Here is a 19,977-nt window from a genome sequence, read left to right on the forward strand (position 1 = left end):
GATTATTTGCGGACCGTGCGCTGTTCGATGCGCTTCTCGAAGGTGCCGCAGATGATCCGGTCGACGTAGATGCCAGGGGTGTGGATCTGCGCCGGGTCCAGCTCGCCCGGTTCGACGATTTCCTCGACTTCGACCACGGTAATCTTGCCGGCGGTGGCGGCCAGCGGGTTGAAGTTCTGGGCGGTGTGACGATAGATGACGTTGCCGAAGTGGTCGGCTTTCCAGCCTTTGACGATGGCGAAGTCACCGGTGATGGACTCTTCCATCAGGTAGGGGCGGCCGTTGAATTCGCGGGTTTCCTTGCCTTCAGCGACAGGAGTACCGACCCCGGTGGCGGTGAAGAAGGCCGGGATGCCGGCGCCGCCTGCACGCATTTTTTCCGCGAGGGTGCCCTGGGGGGTCAGTACCACTTCGATTTCGCCGCTGAGCAACTGCTTTTCGAACAGGGCGTTTTCGCCCACGTAGGAAGCGATCACCTTGCGAATCTGCTTTTCTTCCAACAGCACACCCAGGCCGAAACCGTCGACGCCGCAGTTGTTGGACACCACGGTCAGGTCACGGGTGCCTTTGCGCTTGATCTCATTGATGAGGTTTTCCGGAATGCCACACAGGCCAAAACCGCCGGAGAGTACGGTCATGCCGTCTTCCAGACCTGCCAGCGCTTCTTCGTAGGACGCCACGCGCTTATCGAAACCTGCCATATGCACCTCTTATTGTTTGTGGGCCTGCCAATGGAACGAGTGTTGCGCTGACAGATTGATTTGTTAAGTTGTTTTTTTAGGTTGATTGATTTAGAAAACAGCATAGTCGATCACCCTGCGAAGTAGCCTCATGACCGTTAAACAGATGCGTGCCTTCCTGGCCGTGGCCCAGAGCCTGAGTTTTGCCGCTGCGTGTGAGCGCCTGCACCTGTCCCAATCGGCCTTGAGCCTGACGATCAAAGGCCTGGAAGAAGGGTTGGGCGGGCGCCTGTTCAGCCGTAATACCCGCAATGTTGCGCTGACGCCTGAAGGCGAATCCCTGCTGCCGCTGGCGCGCCGATTGATTGCCGATTGGGACAACACCGAGGACGAACTGCGCCAACGCTTCACCCTGCAACGCGGGCGTGTGACGGTGGCGGCGATGCCGTCATTTGCTGGCAACCTGCTGCCACCGATCCTGAAGATATTCCGCGCACGTTACCCTCAAGTGAATGTGACGGTGCATGACCTGATCAATGAGCAAGTGCTGGAGATGGTGCGCGACCGCCAGGTGGAACTGGGCGTGGCGTTCGAACCATCCGACGGTTCGTCACTGGCGTTCACGCCGTTGTACCTGGACCGGTTTATCGCCGTGGTACCGGGCGATTCGCCTTTGGCGCAATGGGCTGAAATCGACTGGAAAAGCCTGCTGGAGCAACCCTTCATTACCCTTCAACGCCCATCGACGGTGCGGGTGATGCTCGAAGAGCATTTGGGCGCGCTGCAGATGAGCCTGCCAGTGGCGTTGGAAAGCCATCAATTGGCTACGGTGGGCAAGATGGTTGCCAGCGGCTTGGGGGTCAGTGCTGTACCTGCATTGTGCGCGCGGCAGATGAAGGAGGCGGGCGCCCAGTGCATCACCTTGACCGGCCCTGTGATCGAGCGGCCCATTGGCGTGCTGACCAAGCCTGGGCACGAACTGTCGGCAGCGGCGCAGGTGCTGTTCGATATATTTAAGGACGAAGCGGGGAAGGGGCGGTTTCCAACTTTCTGAATTCACCACGAACACATGCGGGGGCTGGCAAGCCAGCCCCCGCACTAGAACAACAACTTAGTAGTAACGATCAATCACTTTAACTTGCGAGCTGTCTTTGAAAGAGGCCCAGGCATTGTTAAGTGTGTCGAACACTTGCTCGATAAAATTGCGATCGGCCGCCGCTTTCTTGCCGACGTAACCCTGGCCGCGACGGTACATCTTCAGGCGCGCCGCCAGTTCACGGTGATTGCGGTCGAACTCGGCTTCTTCGGTGTGAGGCGCTACGCAGTCAAGTTGAACTTCGCCCGATTTGCCAATCCACAGGATATGGTCGTCGAGTGTGTCTTTCTGCGCCGCAAACATCTCAGCCAATTCATCGATAGTGGGTTGGTTGTTCAGATTCATGTGTAAGCCCCTTGACCAGTTGGCGATCTATCAATTGATTCGTTGAAACTTCAAAGTTGTCTCCGGCTCAGAAAACCGGGCGTCAGTGACGGTCTGCCGAATACGGGCAGGGTCGTGAACCGATGCATGTAGTTTTGCTGATGAACCGCTACGCAACGCTTTCATAACGAAGACAAGCAGCGCTTTAGCTCCTTGTACCGGTCCCCTTCGGGGCCAGTCAGCTTCATCAATCTGCCTTGTGGGCAGTGCACATCCGGAAAAACAGCTCGGCGGTCAGACGAGCCTGTTCAAAACGCGTGTTACCAACGCTCCCGATCCGGGAGACGTCTCGATAATGCAAGGACAGAAAGCTTACGTCAACGGTTATGTAGTGATTATTTTTAGGCACTACATAAAATGCTGCGGGGGCGGGAAGATGCGGGGAAAACGTGACTTGGGCGTCATTTTTCGTGCGGTGGGTCGCGTAATAGCATGTAGTAAAGGGGATAAGTTGCACGCGGCGCCTGTGGGTTTTTCGCGAGCAGGCTCGCTCCTACAGCCGCTCGACCAGCAGAGGTAATAATTGCTCACACTGCGCTTCGATCTTTACCTGCAGCAGTTCATCCCCGCGGGTCTTGCCCAGGTTGATGGCAATCACCGGCTTGCCTTGTTCCACCATTGCCTTGCACAGGCGAAACGCCGAATAGGCCATCAGCGATGAGCCCACTACCAGTAGCCCATCGGCATCGTGCACGGCCGCCATGGCCTTGGCTGCGGTAGCAGGCGCCACGTTTTCACCAAAGAACACCACGTCCGGTTTCAGCCGTTGCCCCTCGCAATGGGGGCAGCATGGGACTTGAAAGTGCTCCTCGAAAACAGGGTCGAGCAAGGTATCACCGTCAGGCGCCTGCACCGCATGGACGTGCGCAAAGTGCGGGTTGTCGATTTCCATCCGCCGCTGGATCAGGTCGCGCTCGCTGCGCTGCTGGCAATCCAGGCACAGCACCCGGTGCAAACTGCCATGCAACTCAATCACATCATGGCTGCCGGCCTGGTCGTGCAGTGTGTCGACGTTTTGTGTGATCAGGCCGCTGATGAGCTGGCGTTGCTGCAAAGTCGCCAGGGCTTGATGTGCCTTGTTGGGCCGGGCAAGGCGCACCCGCGGCCACCCCAGCATCGCCCTTGCCCAATAACGACGGCGTGCTTGCGCCGTGGCGAGGAACTCTTGGTACATCATCGGCGCTCTGCCCCGGCGCACTCCGTCGCTGTCACGGTAGTCGGGGATGCCCGAGGAGGTGCTGATGCCCGCACCGGTCAGCACCAGGAAGCGCTTTTCGGCCATCGCCCGGTGCAGCGTGTCAAGGTGGTCTGCTTGATGTTCCAGGGTGTCGAGCATGGGATCTCCTATTCGCCGCGGATGTACTGCTCCAGCTGTTTGATCAGGGCGGCTTGTTCAGCAATGGCTTCCTTGACCAGGTCGCCGATGGACAACAGGCCGAGCAGTTTGCCGTCTTCGACCACAGGAAGGTGGCGCAGGTGACTGTCGGTCATGATGTTCATGCACGCCTCGACCGTTTTATGGGTATCCACGGTGATGACCGGCGAGCTCATTACGTCATCAACGCGGGTGGTCACCGACGACAGCCCTTTGAGGATGAGTTTACGTGCGTAATCGCGCTCGCTGATGATCCCCACCACTGCGCCGTCCCTGACCACTGGCAAAGCCCCGACGTTTTTCTCGGACATGCGCACCAGCGCCTCGAACACGGTGTGGTCCCACTGGATGGTGTGGACGTCCTGGTTCTTCTGGTCCTTGGCTTTGAGCAATTCTGCGACGGTTTTCATGGCGGGCACTCCGATGTTGTTGTTAGGTAGTCAGCTATCCCCTACAGAATCCTAGACGGACCAGGTTGCAGCAAGGTCCAAAGCGGCGTTAAACCCGTCGAAAAGCGTCATTCGCCGGATTTTTTTGCGTTTTACCCGGCATTTGCCGGCTTTTTTGCCCGCTTGGGGCTGGCCGCCGTCTTGCGTGGCGCGCTCTTGCGTTTGTTTTTCCACGCCGCCGCACCTTTGCTTGCCGGGCTGGCGGAAGCGGTAATGGTCATGCGCATGCCATTGCAGCGAGCCACCTGCTTGCTCATCCACGCCGCTTGTTTGGCGACAAACTCCTCCAGACTCATTTCGCCGCTTTGCACCATATCCAGCGCCTGCTCCCAGATGGCGGTGGTGCCGGGGTCGGCGATGGCGCGGGGTACTGCATCGATCAGGCTGAACGCGGCCGGGGTGGCCGACAGCGCCTTGCCGTTTTTTACCAGGTAACCACGGTCCAGCAACCCCTGGATGATGCCGGCGCGGGTGGCCTCGGTGCCGATACCGGTGGTGTCCTTGAGCTTTTGCTTGAGCAGCGGGTCTTGCACCAGCTTGGCGACGTTTTTCATCGCCTTGATCAGGTCGCCTTCGGTAAATGGCTTGGGCGGTTGGGTCCACAGGTCCTTGAGGTTGACCTTGGCCACCGCACAGTCCTGGCCTTGCACCAGCATCGGCAAAGCTTGGGGAGCAGGGGCCTCCCGACCCTTGGCGGGGGCAAGGGCTTCGGGCAGCGCGCGTTTCCAGCCCGGTTCGATGACGACTTTGCCTACCGCACGCAACGCCTGTCCTGCACAGTCGAAGTCCGCCTGGGTGCGGTCGTATTCATGGTTGGGCAGGAACTGCGCGAGGTAACGCGCGCGTATCAGCGTATAGACCGCGCGGTGTTTTCCGGTGAGTTGCCCGACGTCCTTGCCGGCCCCGGTGGGGATGATGCCGTGGTGGGCGCTGACCTTGGCGTCGTTCCAGGCGCGTGAGCGGCGCTGGGGATCGATATGCTGCATCAGCTCACCCACCGCTGCATCCGCTCGGCCCAGCGCGGCGAGAATCTTTGGCGCTTCGCTGTGCTGACTCAACGGCAAGTAGCCACAATCGCTACGCGGGTAGGTGATGACCTTGTGGGTTTCGTAGAGCGATTGGGCAATATCCAGGGTTTCCTGGGCGCCGAGGCCGAGCTTTTTGGAGCATATTTCCTGCAGGGTGCCGAGGTCGAAGGGCAGGGGCGCGACCTCGCGCATGCGTTCGGTGCGCAGCTTCACCAGTCGCGCGCCGGCCGCGTGGCTCATGGCGTCGGCAGCGGCCTGGGCCAGTTGCGGGTTGAGGCAACGGCCCTGGTCATCGCAGGCATCGTCGGCGGCGCGCCATTGGGCGGTGAAGGTCATGCTTTCGTGGCGCAGGTCCACATCGATGGCCCAATACGCCACGGGGATGAAATCGGCGATGCTGCGGTCACGGTCGACCACCAGGCGCAGGGTGGGCGTTTGCACGCGGCCTACCGGCAATACGCCCTGATAGCCGGATTGCCGCCCGAGCAATGTAAACAGGCGGCTCATGTTCATGCCGATCAGCCAGTCGGCGCGGGAACGGCCCAGGGCCGAGTGGTACAGGTTGAAGGTGTGTGCGCCGGGCTTGAGTGCGGCCAGGGCCTTGCGGATGGAGGCATCATCGAGCGCCGACAACCACAGCCGCTGGATCGGCCCGCGATAGCTGCAATGTTCCACCAGCTCACGGGCGATCATTTCACCCTCGCGGTCGGCATCGGTCGCGATCACCAGTTCCGTGGCTTCCCCCAGCAGGCGCTTGACCACCTTGAACTGGCTGGCGGTTTTGGGCTTGACCTGCATCTTCCATTTTTCCGGGACGATCGGCAGGTCGGCCAGCACCCAGCGCTTGTATTTGGCGTCATACGCGTCAGGCGGGGCGGTTTCCAGCAGGTGGCCGATGCACCAGGTGACTGTGATTCCATTGCCCAGCCAGCAGCCATCGCCCCGGCGACTGGCGCCGAGCACGGCCGCGATGTCCTTGGCCTGGGAGGGTTTTTCACAGAGGTACAGCTGCATGGTCATCACATCGGATCGGGTTGATGCCTTGCAGGATGCTGAGTCAAAGCGATTTGAGCAACCATTATCTGTATGGATGTACAGCTAATTATGCAGGCACCACAGACGAATGTGGGAGGGGGCTTGCCCCCGATAGCGGTGTATCAGTCTTGATGACATCGACTGGACCACCGCTATCGGGGGCAAGCCCCCTCCCACAGGGGATGTGCGGTGCTTAAGGCAACTCAGTTATTGTCGATATCCACATTTCGGGTTTCCCTCAGGCAGAACAGCCCGACGATCAGACTGACCCCGGTCACCACCACCGGGTACCACAAGCCATAGAAGATATCTCCGGTATACACCACCAGCGCGAACGACACGGTCGGCAGGAACCCGCCGAACCAGCCGTTACCGATATGGTAGGGCAGCGACATCGAGGTGTAGCGGATGCGTGTCGGAAACAGCTCCACCATCAGCGCCGCCAAGGGGCCGTAGCACATGGCTGCGATCAGGATCAGTGCCACGATCAGCACCACCACCATCACCTTGTTGACTTGGGCCATGTCCGCCGAACTCGGGTAGCCGGCCAGGGTCACCGCGCCGCGCAGTGCCGCTTCGTCAAAGCCGTCGATACGCACGTCGCCCACGCTGACCTGCACCGGCGCGCCGGCAGGGGCGGCGACGCTGCTGTAGGGCAGGCCTTGCTTGACCAGGAAGGTCTTGACCTTGTCGCACGGGCTGTCAAAGCGCGCCTTGCCCACCGGGTCGAATTGGAAAGTGCAGGTGGCCGGGTCGGCCAGCACGGTAATCGGTGCCTGGCGGCTGGCCTGGTCCATCGCCGGGTTGGTGTAGTGCGCCAGGCCCTTGAAGATCGGAAAATACAGCACGGTCGCCAGCAACAGACCAAGCATCAGCACCGGCTTGCGCCCGACCTTGTCCGACAGCCAGCCAAACAGGATGAAGAACGGCGCCCCAATCACCACGCTGATGATCAGCAACATATTGGCCAGGGCCGGGTCCATCTTCAGGAACTGGGTGAGGAAAAACAGCACATAAAACTGCGCCGCATAAAAGGTCACCGCCTGCCCGCCGTTGATGCTGAACAGTGCGATCAGTACGACCTTGAGGTTTTCCCACTTACCGAACGAGTCGCGGATCGGCGCCTTGCTGGCCTTGCCTTCCTCTTTCATTTTCAGGAATGCCGGCGATTCGTGCAGGCTCATGCGGATCCAGGTGGAGATGCCCAGCAACACAATGGAAAACAGGAACGGGATACGCCAGCCCCACACCTCGAACTGGTCGCCGGTGAAGTAACGGCAGGCCAGCACTACCAGCAATGACAGCAACAGGCCGAGGGTGGCGGTGGATTGAATCCAGCTGGTGTGCAAGCCACGTTTGCCGGCAGGCGCATGCTCGGCCACATACGTGGCGGCGCCCCCGTATTCACCGCCCAGCGCCAGGCCTTGCAGCATGCGCAGCACGATCAGAATGATCGGTGCGGCGATGCCGATGCTGGCATAGGTCGGCAGCAGGCCCACGCAAAAGGTGGCCACGCCCATCAGAATGATGGTGACGAGGAAGGTGTATTTACGCCCGATCATGTCGCCCAGGCGGCCGAATACCAGCGCGCCGAACGGCCGCACCACGAAGCCTGCGGCGAATGCCATCAGCGCAAAGATAAACGCCGTGGTGTCGTTGACCCCGGCAAAGAACTGCTTGCTGATCACCGCCGCGAGGGCGCCGTAGAGGAAGAAGTCATACCATTCGAAAACCGTCCCGAGGGACGAAGCAAAAATGACTTTCTTCGAGTCGTTGCCGGTGCTCGCGTCCATCGCCGAGCCCAGGGGTTGAGCATGTTCTGACATCGGGTAGCCCTCACAGTGATTATTTATTGTTGTTCCACTGTCGGCGCCGTGTGCGGCGCCGCTATTCAGATTGCGTGAACCAGTTCTCTCTCCGGGGCGAGGCTCCTTGTGTGCGGTGAAAGGATCAGCTGCGCGGCCTTCTCGGCGATCATCAGCGTCGGTGAGCAGGTATTGCCCGAGGTAATGCGCGGCATGATTGAGGCATCGGCGATGCGCAGGCCCGGCACGCCATGCACGCGCAGCTGTGCGTCGACCACCGCGTCCTTGTCATCGCCCATGCGGCAGGTGCCCACCGGATGGAAGATGGTCGTGCCGATACGCGCTGCGGCTTCGTGCAACTGTTCTTCGGTTTGCAGCGCGTCACCGGGCAAGTATTCAACCGGCTTGAATTGGCTCAGGGCTGGCGCGGCCACGATCCGCCGCGTCAGGCGAATGGCGTCGGCGGCCACGCGCAGGTCTTCCGGGTGGCTGAGGTAGTTGGGCTGGATCAGCGGTGCATCCGCCGGGTTGGCCGAGCGGATATCGATTCGCCCGCGACTCTGGGGGCGCAGGTCACAGACCGAGGCGGTGAAGGCAGGGAACGCGTGCAGCGGTTCGCCAAAGCGCTCCAGCGACAGCGGCTGCACATGGTATTGAAGGTTGGCCGAGGTCTGCTCCGGCCCGGAACGGGCAAATGCGCCAAGCTGGCTGGGCGCCATCGACAGCGGCCCGCTGCGGTCATACAGGTAGCGCAGGCCCATGCCCATCTTGCCCCATACGGTGCCGGCGATCTGGTTCAGGGTGCGCGCGTTTTCCAGTTTGTAGATCAGGCGCAGTTGCAAGTGGTCCTGCAGGTTGCCCCCGACGCCCGGCAGTTCACGCACCACATCGATGCCCAGCGGTTTGAGCACATGGGCCGGACCAATGCCCGAACGTTGCAGGATGCCTGGCGAGCCGACCGCACCGGCGCACAGCACGATTTCCCTGCAGGCTTTCCAGCTCAATTGCTGGCCGTGCCGGCGCCCGATCACCTGAGACGCGCGGCCGTTTTCCAGCACCACGCGCTCGACCTCCACGTCGGTCAATACGGTCAGGTTCGGGCGTTGACGGACCGGTTTGAGAAACGCCTTGGCCGCGTTCCAGCGCACTCCGGCCTTCTGGTTGACCTGGAAGTAACCGCAACCTTCGTTATCGCCCTGATTGAAATCGCTGATGTTGGCGATGCCGCTTTGCTCGGCTGCGTCGCGAAACGCGTCCAGAATGGGCCAGTGCAGGCGCTGCTGTTCGACGCGCCATTCGCCGCCGTCGCTGTGGAACGGCGAATCGCCGGCAAAATGGTTTTCGCTGTGCTTGAACAGCGGCAATACATCATTCCAGGCCCAGCCCGGGTTGCCTTGCGCCGCCCAGCCGTCATAGTCCCGGGCCTGGCCGCGCATATAGATCATGCCGTTGATGGACGAGCAACCGCCCAATACCTTGCCGCGCGGGTAGCTCAGGGCGCGACCTTGCAGGCCGGCCTGGGCCTGGGTCTTGAAGCACCAGTCGGTGCGTGGGTTGCCGATGCAGAACAGGTAGCCGACCGGAATATGAATCCAGGCGTAGTTATCGCGACCACCGGCTTCCAGCAGCAGGACGCGGTGGGCCGGGTTGGCGGACAGACGATTGGCCAGCAAGCAGCCGGCGGGGCCGGCACCGACGATCACGTAATCGTATTCAGCAGTTGCAATGGGCATCTGGGGTCTCGCTTGTTTTTCTTATTGGCTCCATCCTAGTTGTTAGTTTTCGTCTTAAAAATGTTAGTTTTTGCCCAGCTGCTGTGCGTTTTTAAACAGCGCTGCCCACGCTTGCGCAACGGAGGCGATATGTTCGACTGGAATGACCTGCGGTTTTTTCTCGAGTTGCAGCGCAGCGGCCGCTTGCTCACCGCCGCGCAACGTTTGAAAACCACGCATGCCACGGTGGCGCGACATATCGAGGCCATCGAAAAAAGCCTCGGTACCGCGCTGTTCGTGCAGCACGCCCAGGGTTACGAACTGACGCCGTCCGGCGAAGCCCTGCTCAAACATGCCGAAGCCATGGAAAACGTGGCGCTGCTGGCCGAGGACGAACTCACCCACTCGGCGGCGCCCCTGGGCAAGATTCGTCTCGGTGTGGCGGAGGGCCTGGGGGTGATGTTCCTCGCCGGACGCATGGGCGGGCTGTTTGAACGTTACCCCGGCCTGGAAGTGGAATTGGTCGCGGTGCCGCGCTTTGTCAGCATCCTCAACCGCGAAGCGGAAATCAGCATTCACCTGGAACGCCCCAGCGTCGATCAGCTGGTCACCCGCAAACTCACCGATTACCGCCTGGCGCTGTACGCCAGCCGCGCATATCTTGCGCGTCATGCGCCGATTGAAAAGCGCGAAGACCTCGCGGCCCATTCGTGGATCGATTACGTCGACGACCTGCTGTTCAGCCAGGAACTGAAATTCCTCAGCAGCTTTTGTCGCACTCCCAAGGTGGTCTTCCACAGCACCAGCGTGATCGCCCAGCACCAGGCCGCACGGTCCGGCTTGGGAATCGCGGTATTGCCCTGTTTCATGGCGGCGGGCGATGCGGATTTGGTGCCATTGTTGCCGGCGGAGAGTATCCAGCGCAGTTATTGGATCAGCTCGCGGCGGGAGTTGCACAAGTCAGTGCGGTTGCGGGTGTTGTGGGACTATGTGGTGGAGTTGTGCGCGCGGGAGCAGGGTTTGTTACTCGGCGACCATTGACTGACGAAACCGAGCCAAAAATGTGGGAGGGGGCTTGCTCCCGATAGCTTTGTATCAGTCAATGCAACTGTGGCTGAACCACCGCTATCGGGGGCAAGCCCCTCCCACATTTGAACCCTGTTGTGTCAGGCAGCGCTTGGAACTTCACTACCTGATTGTAGTGGTAGGTGGTGGTGCATCGTTCAGAGGAACCAGCGATATTCCCGCGCATGAATCTCCTGCTGGAACGCCAGGTGGTCCTGGCGTTTGTTCTCACAATACACCTCGACAAATTCCGCACCCAGCTTGTCGCGCACCACCGGCTGATGGCGCATGGCGCGCACGGCGTCGAGCATTTCCACGGGGAAATCGGTACCACTGCTGCGGTCTTCATTCAGCGGTGCGATAGGTTCTTGCTTGGCTTCGAGGCCATGCTCCAAACCGGCGAGGATCGCCGCCAACACCAGGTAGGGATTGGCGTCGGCGCTGGCCAGGCGATGCTCGATACGCAGGTTGCGCGGGTCTGACTCGGGAATGCGCACGCACGCATCGCGGTCTTCGAAGCCCCAGCTGGCGCGGGTGGCGGCGTTGACCGTACCGCCCAGGCGGCGCAAGGCGTTGTGGTTCGGCGCGAAGATCGGCATGCAGTGGGGCAGCAACGCCAGGCAACCGGCGACGGCGTGGCGCAACGGCTGCTGCTGATGCGCTGCCAGCAGATTGTTGCCCGCGCCGTCATACAGGCTCACGTGCACATGCATGCCGCTGCCGGGAAACTGCAGGTAGGGCTTGGCCATGAAGCTGGCGCGGTAGCCGTGCTTGAGTGCAACCCCGCGCGTGCTGCGGCAGAACAGGGCGGCCCAGTCGGCGGCGCGCAGGCCGTCGTCGCAATGGCCGAAGTTGATTTCGAACTGGCCCGGGCCGATTTCGGCGGTGATCACCGTGATATCGATGCCCTGGGCCCTGGCGGTTTGCGCCATGTCGTCCAGCACGTCGCCAAAGCGCGACAGCCGTTCGATATGCAGGGTGGGCTGGTCGTCGGCATCATCGCTCAGCGGGTCGCGGGGGAATTGCGGCAGGCCGTTGTCGAGCTTTTTGTCGAACAGATAGAACTCCAGCTCAAACGCCACGACCGGGTGAATACCTTTGAGATGCAGGCGCTCCAGCACGTTGGCCAGGACTTCGCGGGGTTCGAATTCGATCGGCGCTTCGGTGCCGTCGGAGGTGATCAGCATCTGCCCCAGCGGCTGCGACTCCCAGCTCACCGGCTTGAGCGTACCCGGCACCAGGCGCCGATTGGCGTCCGGGTCACCGTCGTTGAAGCAGTAGTCGCCAATCTTGAACAACCCGCCCTGGGCCCCCAGCAATACGGCGTTCTGCGGCAGCTTCAAGGGGCCGCCGGCGGCGACTTTCTCGAGCATCTCCACCGGGTAGCGCTTGCCGTAGAAATGCCCCGCAATGTCCAGGGCGATCAGGTCGACATAGCGCACGTCGGGGTGGTTCTGGCGGAAGGTCCGGACTTCGGCCAGCAGGGTCGCAGATGGGCTTTTCACGGGTGCAGCTCCTAGTTGTAAACCCACAGCACGCGGGCGGGCAGGTCGGTCAGGTTGGCGTAGCGGCAGTGGGCGAAGCTGGCGAGATGGAAGCTGTCGCCAGGGCCGAGGGTGACTGCATCGGCTTCACCTTCAACCCACAGGGTCAACTCACCCTCCAGCACGAAACCGGCCTGTTCGGCACGGTCGCTCATGGTCTGTTCACCACTGTTGGCGCCGGGTGCCAGCAGGCTGTCGAGCATCGAAAACGCGCCGTTCATGCTGGGCGAGACGAGGATGTCGGTGATGCCATTGGCGTAGTACAGCGTGCGCCGCTCATTGGGGCGGGTAACCCAGTCCACCGCCTTGGGTTTGGGCAGGCTGTAGAAGTAAGTGGTGGGGACGTCGAGGGCGTGGCTGATGGCGGTGAGGTCAGCCACGGTCGGGCGCGACAGGCCACGCTCGACCTGGGACAGAAAACCTACCGACCGCTCGATCTTTTGCGCGAGCTGGGCCAGGGTGAGTTTCTTGTGCTTGCGCAGGTCGTGGATCAGGGCGGCGAGGGTGGCGAGTTCGTCTTGGAGTGTCATGAAATTTAGTTCGAATAATTTCATGAAAAATTACAGGATAAATTTCATTGCGGCAATGGGTGTGGGTTTTTGTGGCGAGGGAGCTTGCGCCCGCCGGGCAGCGAAGCTGCCCCACCTCATCCGCCGTGTTCGTTCAGAGGTATCTCGGTTGGGCGTTTTGGGTCTGCTGCGCAGCCCAGCGGGAGCAAGCTCCCTCGCCACAGCGCCGGTTGGTGTTTTGAGCTGAATGATTGCGCACCGCCGCGGTCGGATTCTGGGTACGTCCCCCTGAATTGAAGGAGCACCCATGAAGTCCAACTCCCTAATTGCCTGTGTTCTCGTTGCCGCAAGCCTGTCTACCGCCAGTTTCGTGGTGCAGGCCGGCGACACGCCTCAGGAAACTGTGCAGCCTTCGAACATCAATGCGCGTGACTTGAAAGAAGGTGATCGCGCCCCGGACATGTTGATGCGCGAGGAATCAGCAGTTAAAGACTGGAAAAAACACGGCCTCAAGCAGCCCGAAGACGAGAGTCAATGGGCCCGTGTAGGTGACAAGTACGTCCTGCTCAAAACTACCAATGGCACCATCCTAGAGATCACGCCGGTCAAGAAATAATCCTGGCGGACCACCTGCTTGTGTCATCTTTCCTGCGTTAAGGTAACCGGCCGCAATGGTCGCGTTACCTTCAAGCGGCCTGCTGCTCGGTTTGAGCCGGGTCTTTATGCGTTTATTGTCGGCGGCGGGGATGTTCTATTTTATTGGGGCGAAGCTGAAGGCAAATCATCCAGCGTGAGTTTGCCGACCGTATTGCTCTGCAGTTCGTAGCGCAATTCATCGACCATCTTCGCTACTTCCTCGGGGGTCTGCAGCCGGTTGGTGCTGATCCCGGTGACCACCAGGTCGACCCGGCCGGTTTCTGCGTCGAATACCTTGAGGGTCAAGGATGCATCCCGGCACAGGGTGAATTCGCAGGTCAGCGGCGACAGGCCTTCTTCGATGCAGTTTCGCAGTTGAGAGAGGGTAAACATGCAGGTTCCTTCAAGACACAGATACGATGCCTTTAAGGGTATTGATCGAGACGCCATCTCATAAGGCGAATTCGCACTAGCGCTACTAGTGCATTTGCACTCTCAGCGCCTGCTTTTCACCCGCAGTTCACCCGCAAAAAGCCCGCGTTCACGGGCCCAGACGATGGCCGCGCTGCGGCTGTGAACGCCCAGTTTGGAGTACACCGTGGCCACGTGATTGCGCACGGTATTGGGTGCCAGCTTCAAGCGCGAGGCGATCTCCTTGTCGGCCAGGCCCTCGCAGATCAGGCCCAGCACGTCCCGTTCACGGGCCGTGAGGTCGGTGAAGGAAACGTTCGGCAGGTTAGGGCTGTTGACGCTTTTGGCGTTGGCCAGTTTCTCGATCAGGGTCTGGCTGAACCAGGAGGCGTCCTGCATTACTTCCTCGATGGCCGCCACCAGTTCCAGCTCCGAGCGCTTGCGTTCGGTAATGTTCATGAACACCAGCAGGTAGCACGGCACATCCTGGATTACTACCGTGTCGGCGGACACTACGCAATCGATCACTTCATTGCCTTTCTTGCGTACCTTCAGGTCATGGCCGTCGAGGTTCCCGGCTTTTTCCAGCGTGGCGAACAATTGCGCGCTGGCGGGCAGGCTGTCGATGAAGTTGATTTCTTCGATGGACTTGCCGATCAGTTCTTCACTGATGTAACCGGTAATGCTCATGAATGCTTCGTTGACGTCCACAACCTGGCGATTGGCGGCGTTGCACACCAGCGTCGGCACTGGGGTGAGGCGGAACGATTTGGCGAATCGCTCTTCACTCTGGCGCAGGGCGATTTCCGCCTTGCGACGCGGCTCCAGGTCCATGAACGAGAACAGCATGCAATCTTCTTCATTCATGTCCAGGGGCTGGCCGGCCACGACAACCAGCTTGCTGCCGCCTTCGGGCAACCTCAATTCGGCCTGCATCTGCGGAATGGTTGCGCCTTGCCCCAGGCGCTCGATAGCCAGGTCCTTGCGCTCGGCGTGTTCAAGCACGTCCAGTTCGTACACGGATTTGCCGATGACCTGATCGCGGTTGTAGCCGGTCATTTCCAGGAAGCCCTGATTGACCTTGATGTAGCGCAGGTCGCTCAGGCGGCAGATCACAGCGGGGGCAGGGTTGGCGTTGAAGGTTTTTTCAAAGCGCTGCTCGGCGCTGGCCCATTCGGTGGCATCGCTGAGGATCAGCACCAGCAGCTCCGGTTCACCTTTTGAATCGGTGATGACCAGGCTGCGCAGGCGATGTACCCAGGTTTTTTCCGGGTCGGCGGTGGGAATAACCTCCACAATCACGTCGCTGAACTCATCTCCCGCCGCCGCGCGGGCCAGCGGGTAGCTATCGAGTTGCAGGGGGTGGTTGTTGCGATAGCGCAAATTGAAGCGCTCGGCGTATTGCCTGGTGTTGGCGCCCAGCCCCATGACATCGCCTACACCGTGCATGGCCAGTGCAGCTTCGTTGGCCCAGAGGATGGTCTGATCGATCTCCGCCAGGATCACACCGTCGGATAACCCGGAGATGATCTGTTGCAGTTGGCGGCGATTGGTTTCTTTGGCAAGAACATCCTGTGTCATAGATTCTCCGAGGGCTGGACGCATTGAATTACGACATCCCAGGTTCTGGATAGTGCAGGGAAATTGTCCTCATGGAAGTGCGAATGCACCAGGTGGGGCAGTGCAATTGCACTGGTGAGTGGAACGAGCAGGGCATCCAGCTGGGCTGGAACAGCCTGCAGGGCCAGCTCAATGCCGTCGCGTGCCATTGGCTTAAAACTGTCTGCGGCAGGGACGCCGCCTCGGTGAACGCGTAAAATACCCGATATTTTACGCGTATCACGCAAAGGTGCCCCTTGAGCGCAGGCAAAGCCGTCGGACTGTTATTACTCACCTCTCTGCTGGCGGCGTGCGGCACCTCGCCGCCACGCACGCCCAACGACCTCTGCGGCATCTTCCGCGAAAAGGACGACTGGTACGAGGCCGCCAAGGTCACGCAAAAGCGCTGGGGCGTGCCGATCCAGGTACCCTTTGCGATCATGTATCAGGAGTCGGGCTTTCGCTACGACGCCAAGACTCCGCGTAAATACCTGCTGTGGATCATCCCCTGGGGCCGCGTGTCCACGGCTGCCGGCTATGCCCAGGCCAAGGATGAGGTGTGGGATGACTACCGCAAAAGCACCGGCCGCAGCGGCGCCGATCGCGAGGACTTCGATGACGCCATCGACTTTATCGGTTGGTACATGGACAAGACCTCCACCATCAACGGCGTCTACAAATACGACGCCTACGGCCAATACCTGAACTACCACGAAGGCTGGGGCGGCTACCGCCAGCGCACCTACGCCAGCAAAGCCTGGTTGCTACCGGTGGCAAGCAAGGTGCAGGCGCGTTCGCAGCTGTACGCGAGGCAGTATGCCGGGTGCAAGGATGAGTTGGGCCGTGGGTTCTGGAGCCGGTTCTGGCATTGGTTGTAAAGCCCGGCGCTGGATGCATGCAGATCAGAATGTGGGAGGGGGCTTGCTCCCGATAGCAGGGTGTCAGTCAATGATGGAGTGACTGATGGACCGTTATCGGGGGCAAGCCCCCTCCCACCGTAAATTGCGGTACGGCGCTGGACCTGTGGGCGAGGCAACTGACAGCCTCACAGCCGACTGCTATCTGACTGATGCGCTGCGATCCAAATGTGGGAGGGGGCTTGCCCCCGATGGCGGAGTGTCAGCCATGATGGTGTGACTGATGCACCGCCATCGGGAGCAAGCCCCCTCCCACAGTAAATTGCGGTACGGCGCTGGACCTGTGGGCGAGGCAACTGACAACCTCACAGCCAACTGCTATCCGACTGATGCCCTGCGGTCCAAATGTGGGAGGGGGCTTGCCCCCGATAGCAGGGTGTCAGTCAATGATGGAGTGACTGATGGACCGTTATCGGGGCAAGCCTCCTCCCACAGTAAATTGCGGTACGGCGCTGGACCTGTGGGCGAGGCAACTGACAGCCTCACAGCCGACTGCTATCTGACTGATGCCCTGCGATCCAAATGTGGGAGGGGGCTTGCCCCCGATGGCGGAGTGTCAGCCATGATGGTGTGACTGATGCACCGCTATCGGGGGCAAGCCCCCTCACACATTAGATCGAGTTATCGCGGCAGTATGCATTCCAGCGAACGATCCACCATCACGCTGGCCATTTCCACCAGGTGCATGACCGAAATCACCAAGGTGCGCGAAGTGCCATCCAACTGCTCACCCGCCGTCTGCGCGGCAACGGCTGCACAACGCAACACGCTGCTGGCATGGGCCAGGGCGTCTTCGAAGCTGAGGTCGGGTGTGGTGGCAAAGAATTGCAGTTCTGGGGCGGGTGGTGCGGGGACGAGCTTTTCCATGGTTTGACTCCTAATCTAAGTTAGAAGGCCACCACCATCGCTACCAAACGACTTATAGGGTGGTGGCCGTACGCAGATTGGTAGACCGGTGATTAGGACCCGGTGCACCCGAAGGTGCCCTGCGCACGGCCGCCATAACGCAGGGCCGAAAAAAAGCGCCTTGCAGAAGGGGGCGCTTAGCGCCTAATCATTCGCGGTCTACCAAACCCCGAGTCACTGAATTGGCAGTGACCGACGAAGACTAGCCACGCAATGTGGACGGCGCAAGCGGTTGGGATTCTCTCGGAAACGTCCTTCAAGTTAAAGGGAAATGTCATTGTTCCGGCTGTTCCTACACTTGCCAATCTCCGCCGGTTCTGGGAAAACCCCCAGCCCTTCACCTTTTAACGAGACCCCCATGAGCAACGACGAACTGCAGATCACCGACATCCGCTTGGGCACCGGCAAAACCGTGGTCAAGGGCGCGCTGATCGCCACCCAATACACCGGCACCCTGGAAGATGGCACGGTGTTCGATTCGTCCTGGGAGCGGGGCAAGCCGTTCCAATGCGTGATCGGCACCGGCCGCGTGATCAAGGGCTGGGACCAGGGCTTGATGGGCATGCAGGTTGGCGGTGTACGCACATTGTATGTCCCGGCGCATCTGGCCTATGGCGAGCGCTCGATGGGCGCGCATATCAAGCCCAACAGCAACCTGCGTTTCGAGATTGAATTGCTGGAAGTGCTGACTCGGGATGATTGAAGAGATGCATGTACAGGTCTCACAAGGGCGCGGTGCCTGATTTATCCAGCACCTTGTCTTCAACCTTGATCCCAAATCTGCCGTACAGCTCCTTTCGCCCCTTGGGCGTCAAAGCCAACGCCCGACTATCGAGGTCCTGGATAACCCATTTGCGGCTTCTAACGGCCTGTAGAACAGCGGCCCCCAGTGCGCCGGCGAGGTGGGGGCGGCGCATGCTCCAATCCAGGCATGAGCAAGCAAAACGACGTCGCTGTGCCCTTACGGTTTCTATCTCGACACCGAGCCCTGTCATCCCTTTTTCGCCCTTCACGGTGAGCTGATACATACCGTCACCCGCATCCGCCAGGGTCAACCAGCCCAAGTCGATGAAACAGTCGTGCAGTTGTACGGCCAGGGATCCTGTCATGTGGTCATAACAGGTCCGTGCCAGCTGCAATCGAGTGGGGGTCGTCGAAACAAATGCGGTCTGCGCGTTCCGGCTGATCACCATCAGGGCTTCAATAGCTTGGGCCACGTGCGCCTCCGCCAGGCTGAAGTAGCGATGCCTGCCTTGGGTGTGCAGTTTGATCAAACCATCCTCTTTAAGCCTTGCCAAGTGCGCGCTTGCCGTGGAGGCACTGACGTCGGCGATGACGGCCATTTCGGTGCTGGTACGGGCGTGACCGTCCATCAGCGAGCACAGCATTTTTGTCCTCGCGGGTTCCGCAATGGCGCCTGCGACACGAGAAATGGCGGTTTCATTGCGTTGGGAATCCATATTTCGTTCCTGGGCGAATTGTCGGTGTGACGGTTGTTCGATAGTAGCCGTTCTTTGCGAAAAGGACTGCCACCATGACGCCGTTTGAAGCCGCCACCCATCCCGACCCCTACGATTATTACGCACGCCTCAGGCGACAAAGTGAACTGGTTTTCGATGCAGATCTTGGTTTATGGATTGCCAGTGGCGCCTGCGTTGTCGAGGCCATTCTGGAGCATCCTGACTGCCTTGTACGCCCACTGCACGAGCCGATTCCAGTGGCCATTGTACAAGGCGTCGCAGGCGATATTTTCGGTCGTTTGATGCGCATGAACGAGGGGACGCAACACCAGTGCCCCCGGAGAGTCATCGAACCCACCTTGACCTCGATGGGCACGGAAAATATCGCAGGCATCGTGGCGCAGGTTGTTGAAACACTTGATGTATCGGGCGATACCCGAATGAGTGGATGTTCACGTTACCGGTGTCGGTCATTGCGACCTTGATAGGTTTGATACCCATCCAGCTGCACGAAGTCGCGCAACTAACACGGGATTTTGTCGCCTGTCTATCGCCATTGAGCGACGAATCTCAACTCAGCGACGCTCATTGCGGGGCGGCTCGACTGAGGCAGATGTTCCAGGTGCTGCTGGGTAAAGATGATAAGGGTAGCGACTTGCTGGAGCGTCTTTATAGCGAATACCAAGCCTCAGCCTGGAAAGATGATGACGCGTTGATAGCAAATCTGATCGGGCTGTTGTCACAGACCTGTGAAGCCACTGCGGGGCTGATCGGCAATTCCCTCATTGCGTTCCAACGTCACCCCGACCTGTTTGAAGGTATACCAGCCACCCCCCAACTCGTCGCTGATTGGGTGGCGGAGGTAGCGCGCTATGATTCGCCGGTACAAAACACTCGGCGGTTTGTTGCACGGCGCTGCACGATTGGCGACAGTGTTTTAGAGGCGGGCGATACTATTTTATTGTTGCTCGCTGCTGCCAACCGAGATCCCTGCGCCAATCCGGACCCCGACAGCTTCTTGCTCAAGCGAACGCAACGACGAACCTTCAGCTTCGGCTCGGGAAGGCATCAATGTCCAGGCCAGCAATTAGCATTGGCTATTGCCTCAGAGGTGGTTTCGGCATTTCTGCAGCGGCAGCCAGCCTCGTCTGCTCGTGTTTATCGGTGGCGTTATTTGCCTTCCCTCAATGGCCGTGTCCCGCAGTTCTGCCTTGGTGGGGAGATCAAGATAGCCAGCAGGCTCATGAATGAAAGCACGACACCTGGCTCATAGGTAGAGCTTGCGTGGGAATGCGGTGTGTCAGGCAGTGCATTCGTAACTGATGCACCGTCCTCGGGGGCAAGCCCCCTCCCACATTTGCTCAGC

General features: G+C 60.0%; 19 protein-coding genes and 1 pseudogene. 7 read left to right on the top strand and 13 right to left on the bottom strand.

The window, feature by feature from the left end; all coding sequences use genetic code 11:
* Positions 1-2: 2 nt before the first annotated feature.
* Positions 3-701 (bottom strand): CoA transferase subunit A, encoded by a 699-nt coding sequence (locus MRY17_RS09325; RefSeq protein ID WP_057725645.1) that lies wholly within the window; start codon positions 699-701, stop codon positions 3-5.
* A 130-nt stretch (positions 702-831) separates the two neighbouring features.
* Here MRY17_RS09325 and MRY17_RS09330 point away from each other — a divergent pair, with 130 nt between their 5' ends.
* On the top strand, positions 832-1,734 hold the full coding sequence (locus MRY17_RS09330) for a LysR family transcriptional regulator (RefSeq protein WP_181285194.1): 903 nt from the start codon (positions 832-834) through the stop codon (positions 1,732-1,734).
* A gap of 57 nt (positions 1,735-1,791) precedes the next feature.
* Here the strand turns inward: MRY17_RS09330 and MRY17_RS09335 are convergent, their stop codons facing one another.
* From MRY17_RS09335 to MRY17_RS09360, 6 genes are all read right to left on the bottom strand, one after another.
* Positions 1,792-2,121: a hypothetical protein gene (locus tag MRY17_RS09335; protein WP_065884399.1), complete on the bottom strand. Its 330-nt coding sequence runs from the start codon at positions 2,119-2,121 to the stop codon at positions 1,792-1,794.
* Positions 2,122-2,653: 532 nt separating this feature from the next.
* Positions 2,654-3,496: an NAD-dependent protein deacetylase gene (locus MRY17_RS09340; RefSeq protein ID WP_181285193.1), complete on the bottom strand. Its 843-nt coding sequence runs from the start codon at positions 3,494-3,496 to the stop codon at positions 2,654-2,656.
* 8 nt (positions 3,497-3,504) lie between these two features.
* On the bottom strand, positions 3,505-3,945 hold the full coding sequence (locus tag MRY17_RS09345; RefSeq protein WP_181285192.1) for a CBS domain-containing protein: 441 nt from the start codon (positions 3,943-3,945) through the stop codon (positions 3,505-3,507).
* 131 nt (positions 3,946-4,076) lie between these two features.
* Positions 4,077-6,026, bottom strand: coding sequence for a DNA topoisomerase III (locus MRY17_RS09350; RefSeq protein ID WP_243353925.1), 1,950 nt, complete (start codon positions 6,024-6,026; stop codon positions 4,077-4,079).
* Positions 6,027-6,250: 224 nt separating this feature from the next.
* Positions 6,251-7,873: an MFS transporter gene (locus MRY17_RS09355; RefSeq protein WP_243353623.1), complete on the bottom strand. Its 1,623-nt coding sequence runs from the start codon at positions 7,871-7,873 to the stop codon at positions 6,251-6,253.
* A gap of 65 nt (positions 7,874-7,938) precedes the next feature.
* Positions 7,939-9,585, bottom strand: a complete 1,647-nt coding sequence (locus MRY17_RS09360; protein WP_181285189.1) for a GMC family oxidoreductase — start codon at positions 9,583-9,585, stop codon at positions 7,939-7,941.
* Positions 9,586-9,714: 129 nt separating this feature from the next.
* Here MRY17_RS09360 and MRY17_RS09365 point away from each other — a divergent pair, with 129 nt between their 5' ends.
* On the top strand, positions 9,715-10,605 hold the full coding sequence (locus MRY17_RS09365; RefSeq protein WP_181285188.1) for a LysR family transcriptional regulator: 891 nt from the start codon (positions 9,715-9,717) through the stop codon (positions 10,603-10,605).
* A gap of 182 nt (positions 10,606-10,787) precedes the next feature.
* Here the strand turns inward: MRY17_RS09365 and MRY17_RS09370 are convergent, their stop codons facing one another.
* Entirely contained in the window at positions 10,788-12,134 is a 1,347-nt protein-coding gene (locus tag MRY17_RS09370) for a glutamine synthetase family protein (RefSeq protein ID WP_181285187.1), read from the bottom strand.
* A gap of 11 nt (positions 12,135-12,145) precedes the next feature.
* Entirely contained in the window at positions 12,146-12,703 is a 558-nt protein-coding gene (locus MRY17_RS09375; protein ID WP_181285186.1) for a helix-turn-helix domain-containing protein, read from the bottom strand.
* 286 nt (positions 12,704-12,989) lie between these two features.
* Here MRY17_RS09375 and MRY17_RS09380 point away from each other — a divergent pair, with 286 nt between their 5' ends.
* On the top strand, positions 12,990-13,298 hold the full coding sequence (locus tag MRY17_RS09380; protein WP_057725633.1) for an RcnB family protein: 309 nt from the start codon (positions 12,990-12,992) through the stop codon (positions 13,296-13,298).
* A 140-nt stretch (positions 13,299-13,438) separates the two neighbouring features.
* Here the strand turns inward: MRY17_RS09380 and MRY17_RS09385 are convergent, their stop codons facing one another.
* Together MRY17_RS09385 and MRY17_RS09390 are read right to left on the bottom strand one after the other, a co-directional pair.
* Positions 13,439-13,711 carry a DUF1652 domain-containing protein gene (locus tag MRY17_RS09385; RefSeq protein WP_181285185.1) on the bottom strand — a complete coding sequence of 91 codons (273 nt, stop codon included), beginning with the start codon at positions 13,709-13,711 and terminating at the stop codon, positions 13,439-13,441.
* Positions 13,712-13,813: 102 nt separating this feature from the next.
* Positions 13,814-15,310 carry a PAS domain S-box protein gene (locus tag MRY17_RS09390; protein ID WP_243353624.1) on the bottom strand — a complete coding sequence of 499 codons (1,497 nt, stop codon included), beginning with the start codon at positions 15,308-15,310 and terminating at the stop codon, positions 13,814-13,816.
* A 71-nt stretch (positions 15,311-15,381) separates the two neighbouring features.
* Here MRY17_RS09390 and MRY17_RS09395 point away from each other — a divergent pair, with 71 nt between their 5' ends.
* Both MRY17_RS09395 and MRY17_RS09400 read left to right on the top strand, forming a co-directional pair.
* Complete coding sequence (locus MRY17_RS09395) at positions 15,382-15,546, top strand: hypothetical protein (protein WP_191956144.1); 165 nt, start codon at positions 15,382-15,384, stop codon at positions 15,544-15,546.
* Between the two features lie 39 nt (positions 15,547-15,585).
* Entirely contained in the window at positions 15,586-16,206 is a 621-nt protein-coding gene (locus MRY17_RS09400; RefSeq protein WP_181285182.1) for a hypothetical protein, read from the top strand.
* Between the two features lie 660 nt (positions 16,207-16,866).
* On the opposite strand, the gene MRY17_RS09405 is transcribed toward MRY17_RS09400, so the two are convergent.
* A complete protein-coding gene (locus MRY17_RS09405) occupies positions 16,867-17,112 on the bottom strand; it encodes a DUF6124 family protein (protein ID WP_057024179.1) in 246 nt (81 codons plus the stop codon).
* 397 nt (positions 17,113-17,509) lie between these two features.
* Here MRY17_RS09405 and MRY17_RS09410 point away from each other — a divergent pair, with 397 nt between their 5' ends.
* The gene (locus MRY17_RS09410) at positions 17,510-17,854 is read left to right on the top strand and encodes an FKBP-type peptidyl-prolyl cis-trans isomerase (RefSeq protein ID WP_181285180.1); all 345 of its coding nucleotides are present in this window, start codon (positions 17,510-17,512) and stop codon (positions 17,852-17,854) included.
* A 19-nt stretch (positions 17,855-17,873) separates the two neighbouring features.
* Here MRY17_RS09410 and MRY17_RS09415 read toward each other — a convergent pair whose 3' ends face one another.
* On the bottom strand, positions 17,874-18,611 hold the full coding sequence (locus MRY17_RS09415) for an ArsR/SmtB family transcription factor (RefSeq protein ID WP_243353625.1): 738 nt from the start codon (positions 18,609-18,611) through the stop codon (positions 17,874-17,876).
* Between the two features lie 74 nt (positions 18,612-18,685).
* Between MRY17_RS09415 and MRY17_RS09420 the strand changes: the two are divergent.
* Positions 18,686-19,884 (top strand): annotated as a pseudogene (locus tag MRY17_RS09420) (cytochrome P450).
* The last annotated feature ends 93 nt before the right edge of the window (positions 19,885-19,977 follow it).

The sequence above is a fragment of the Pseudomonas orientalis genome, assembly GCF_022807995.1.
GTDB lineage: Bacteria > Pseudomonadota > Gammaproteobacteria > Pseudomonadales > Pseudomonadaceae > Aquipseudomonas > Aquipseudomonas orientalis_B.

What these genes read in the sequence shown, in the direction of transcription:
- MRY17_RS09385 (WP_181285185.1), bottom strand. Translation starts at nt 13,711, where the DNA reads ATGTTTACCCTCTCTCAACTGCGAAACTGCATCGAAGAAGGCCTGTCG.
- MRY17_RS09375 (WP_181285186.1), bottom strand. Translation starts at nt 12,703, where the DNA reads ATGACACTCCAAGACGAACTCGCCACCCTCGCCGCCCTGATCCACGAC.
- MRY17_RS09360 (WP_181285189.1), bottom strand. Translation starts at nt 9,585, where the DNA reads ATGCCCATTGCAACTGCTGAATACGATTACGTGATCGTCGGTGCCGGC.
- MRY17_RS09410 (WP_181285180.1), top strand. Translation starts at nt 17,510, where the DNA reads ATGAGCAACGACGAACTGCAGATCACCGACATCCGCTTGGGCACCGGC.
- MRY17_RS09390 (WP_243353624.1), bottom strand. Translation starts at nt 15,310, where the DNA reads ATGACACAGGATGTTCTTGCCAAAGAAACCAATCGCCGCCAACTGCAA.
- MRY17_RS09350 (WP_243353925.1), bottom strand. Translation starts at nt 6,026, where the DNA reads ATGCAGCTGTACCTCTGTGAAAAACCCTCCCAGGCCAAGGACATCGCG.
- MRY17_RS09330 (WP_181285194.1), top strand. Translation starts at nt 832, where the DNA reads ATGACCGTTAAACAGATGCGTGCCTTCCTGGCCGTGGCCCAGAGCCTG.
- MRY17_RS09335 (WP_065884399.1), bottom strand. Translation starts at nt 2,121, where the DNA reads ATGAATCTGAACAACCAACCCACTATCGATGAATTGGCTGAGATGTTT.
- MRY17_RS09345 (WP_181285192.1), bottom strand. Translation starts at nt 3,945, where the DNA reads ATGAAAACCGTCGCAGAATTGCTCAAAGCCAAGGACCAGAAGAACCAG.
- MRY17_RS09380 (WP_057725633.1), top strand. Translation starts at nt 12,990, where the DNA reads ATGAAGTCCAACTCCCTAATTGCCTGTGTTCTCGTTGCCGCAAGCCTG.
- MRY17_RS09355 (WP_243353623.1), bottom strand. Translation starts at nt 7,873, where the DNA reads ATGTCAGAACATGCTCAACCCCTGGGCTCGGCGATGGACGCGAGCACC.
- MRY17_RS09405 (WP_057024179.1), bottom strand. Translation starts at nt 17,112, where the DNA reads ATGGAAAAGCTCGTCCCCGCACCACCCGCCCCAGAACTGCAATTCTTT.
- MRY17_RS09340 (WP_181285193.1), bottom strand. Translation starts at nt 3,496, where the DNA reads ATGCTCGACACCCTGGAACATCAAGCAGACCACCTTGACACGCTGCAC.
- MRY17_RS09415 (WP_243353625.1), bottom strand. Translation starts at nt 18,611, where the DNA reads ATGGATTCCCAACGCAATGAAACCGCCATTTCTCGTGTCGCAGGCGCC.
- MRY17_RS09325 (WP_057725645.1), bottom strand. Translation starts at nt 701, where the DNA reads ATGGCAGGTTTCGATAAGCGCGTGGCGTCCTACGAAGAAGCGCTGGCA.
- MRY17_RS09365 (WP_181285188.1), top strand. Translation starts at nt 9,715, where the DNA reads ATGTTCGACTGGAATGACCTGCGGTTTTTTCTCGAGTTGCAGCGCAGC.
- MRY17_RS09395 (WP_191956144.1), top strand. Translation starts at nt 15,382, where the DNA reads ATGGAAGTGCGAATGCACCAGGTGGGGCAGTGCAATTGCACTGGTGAG.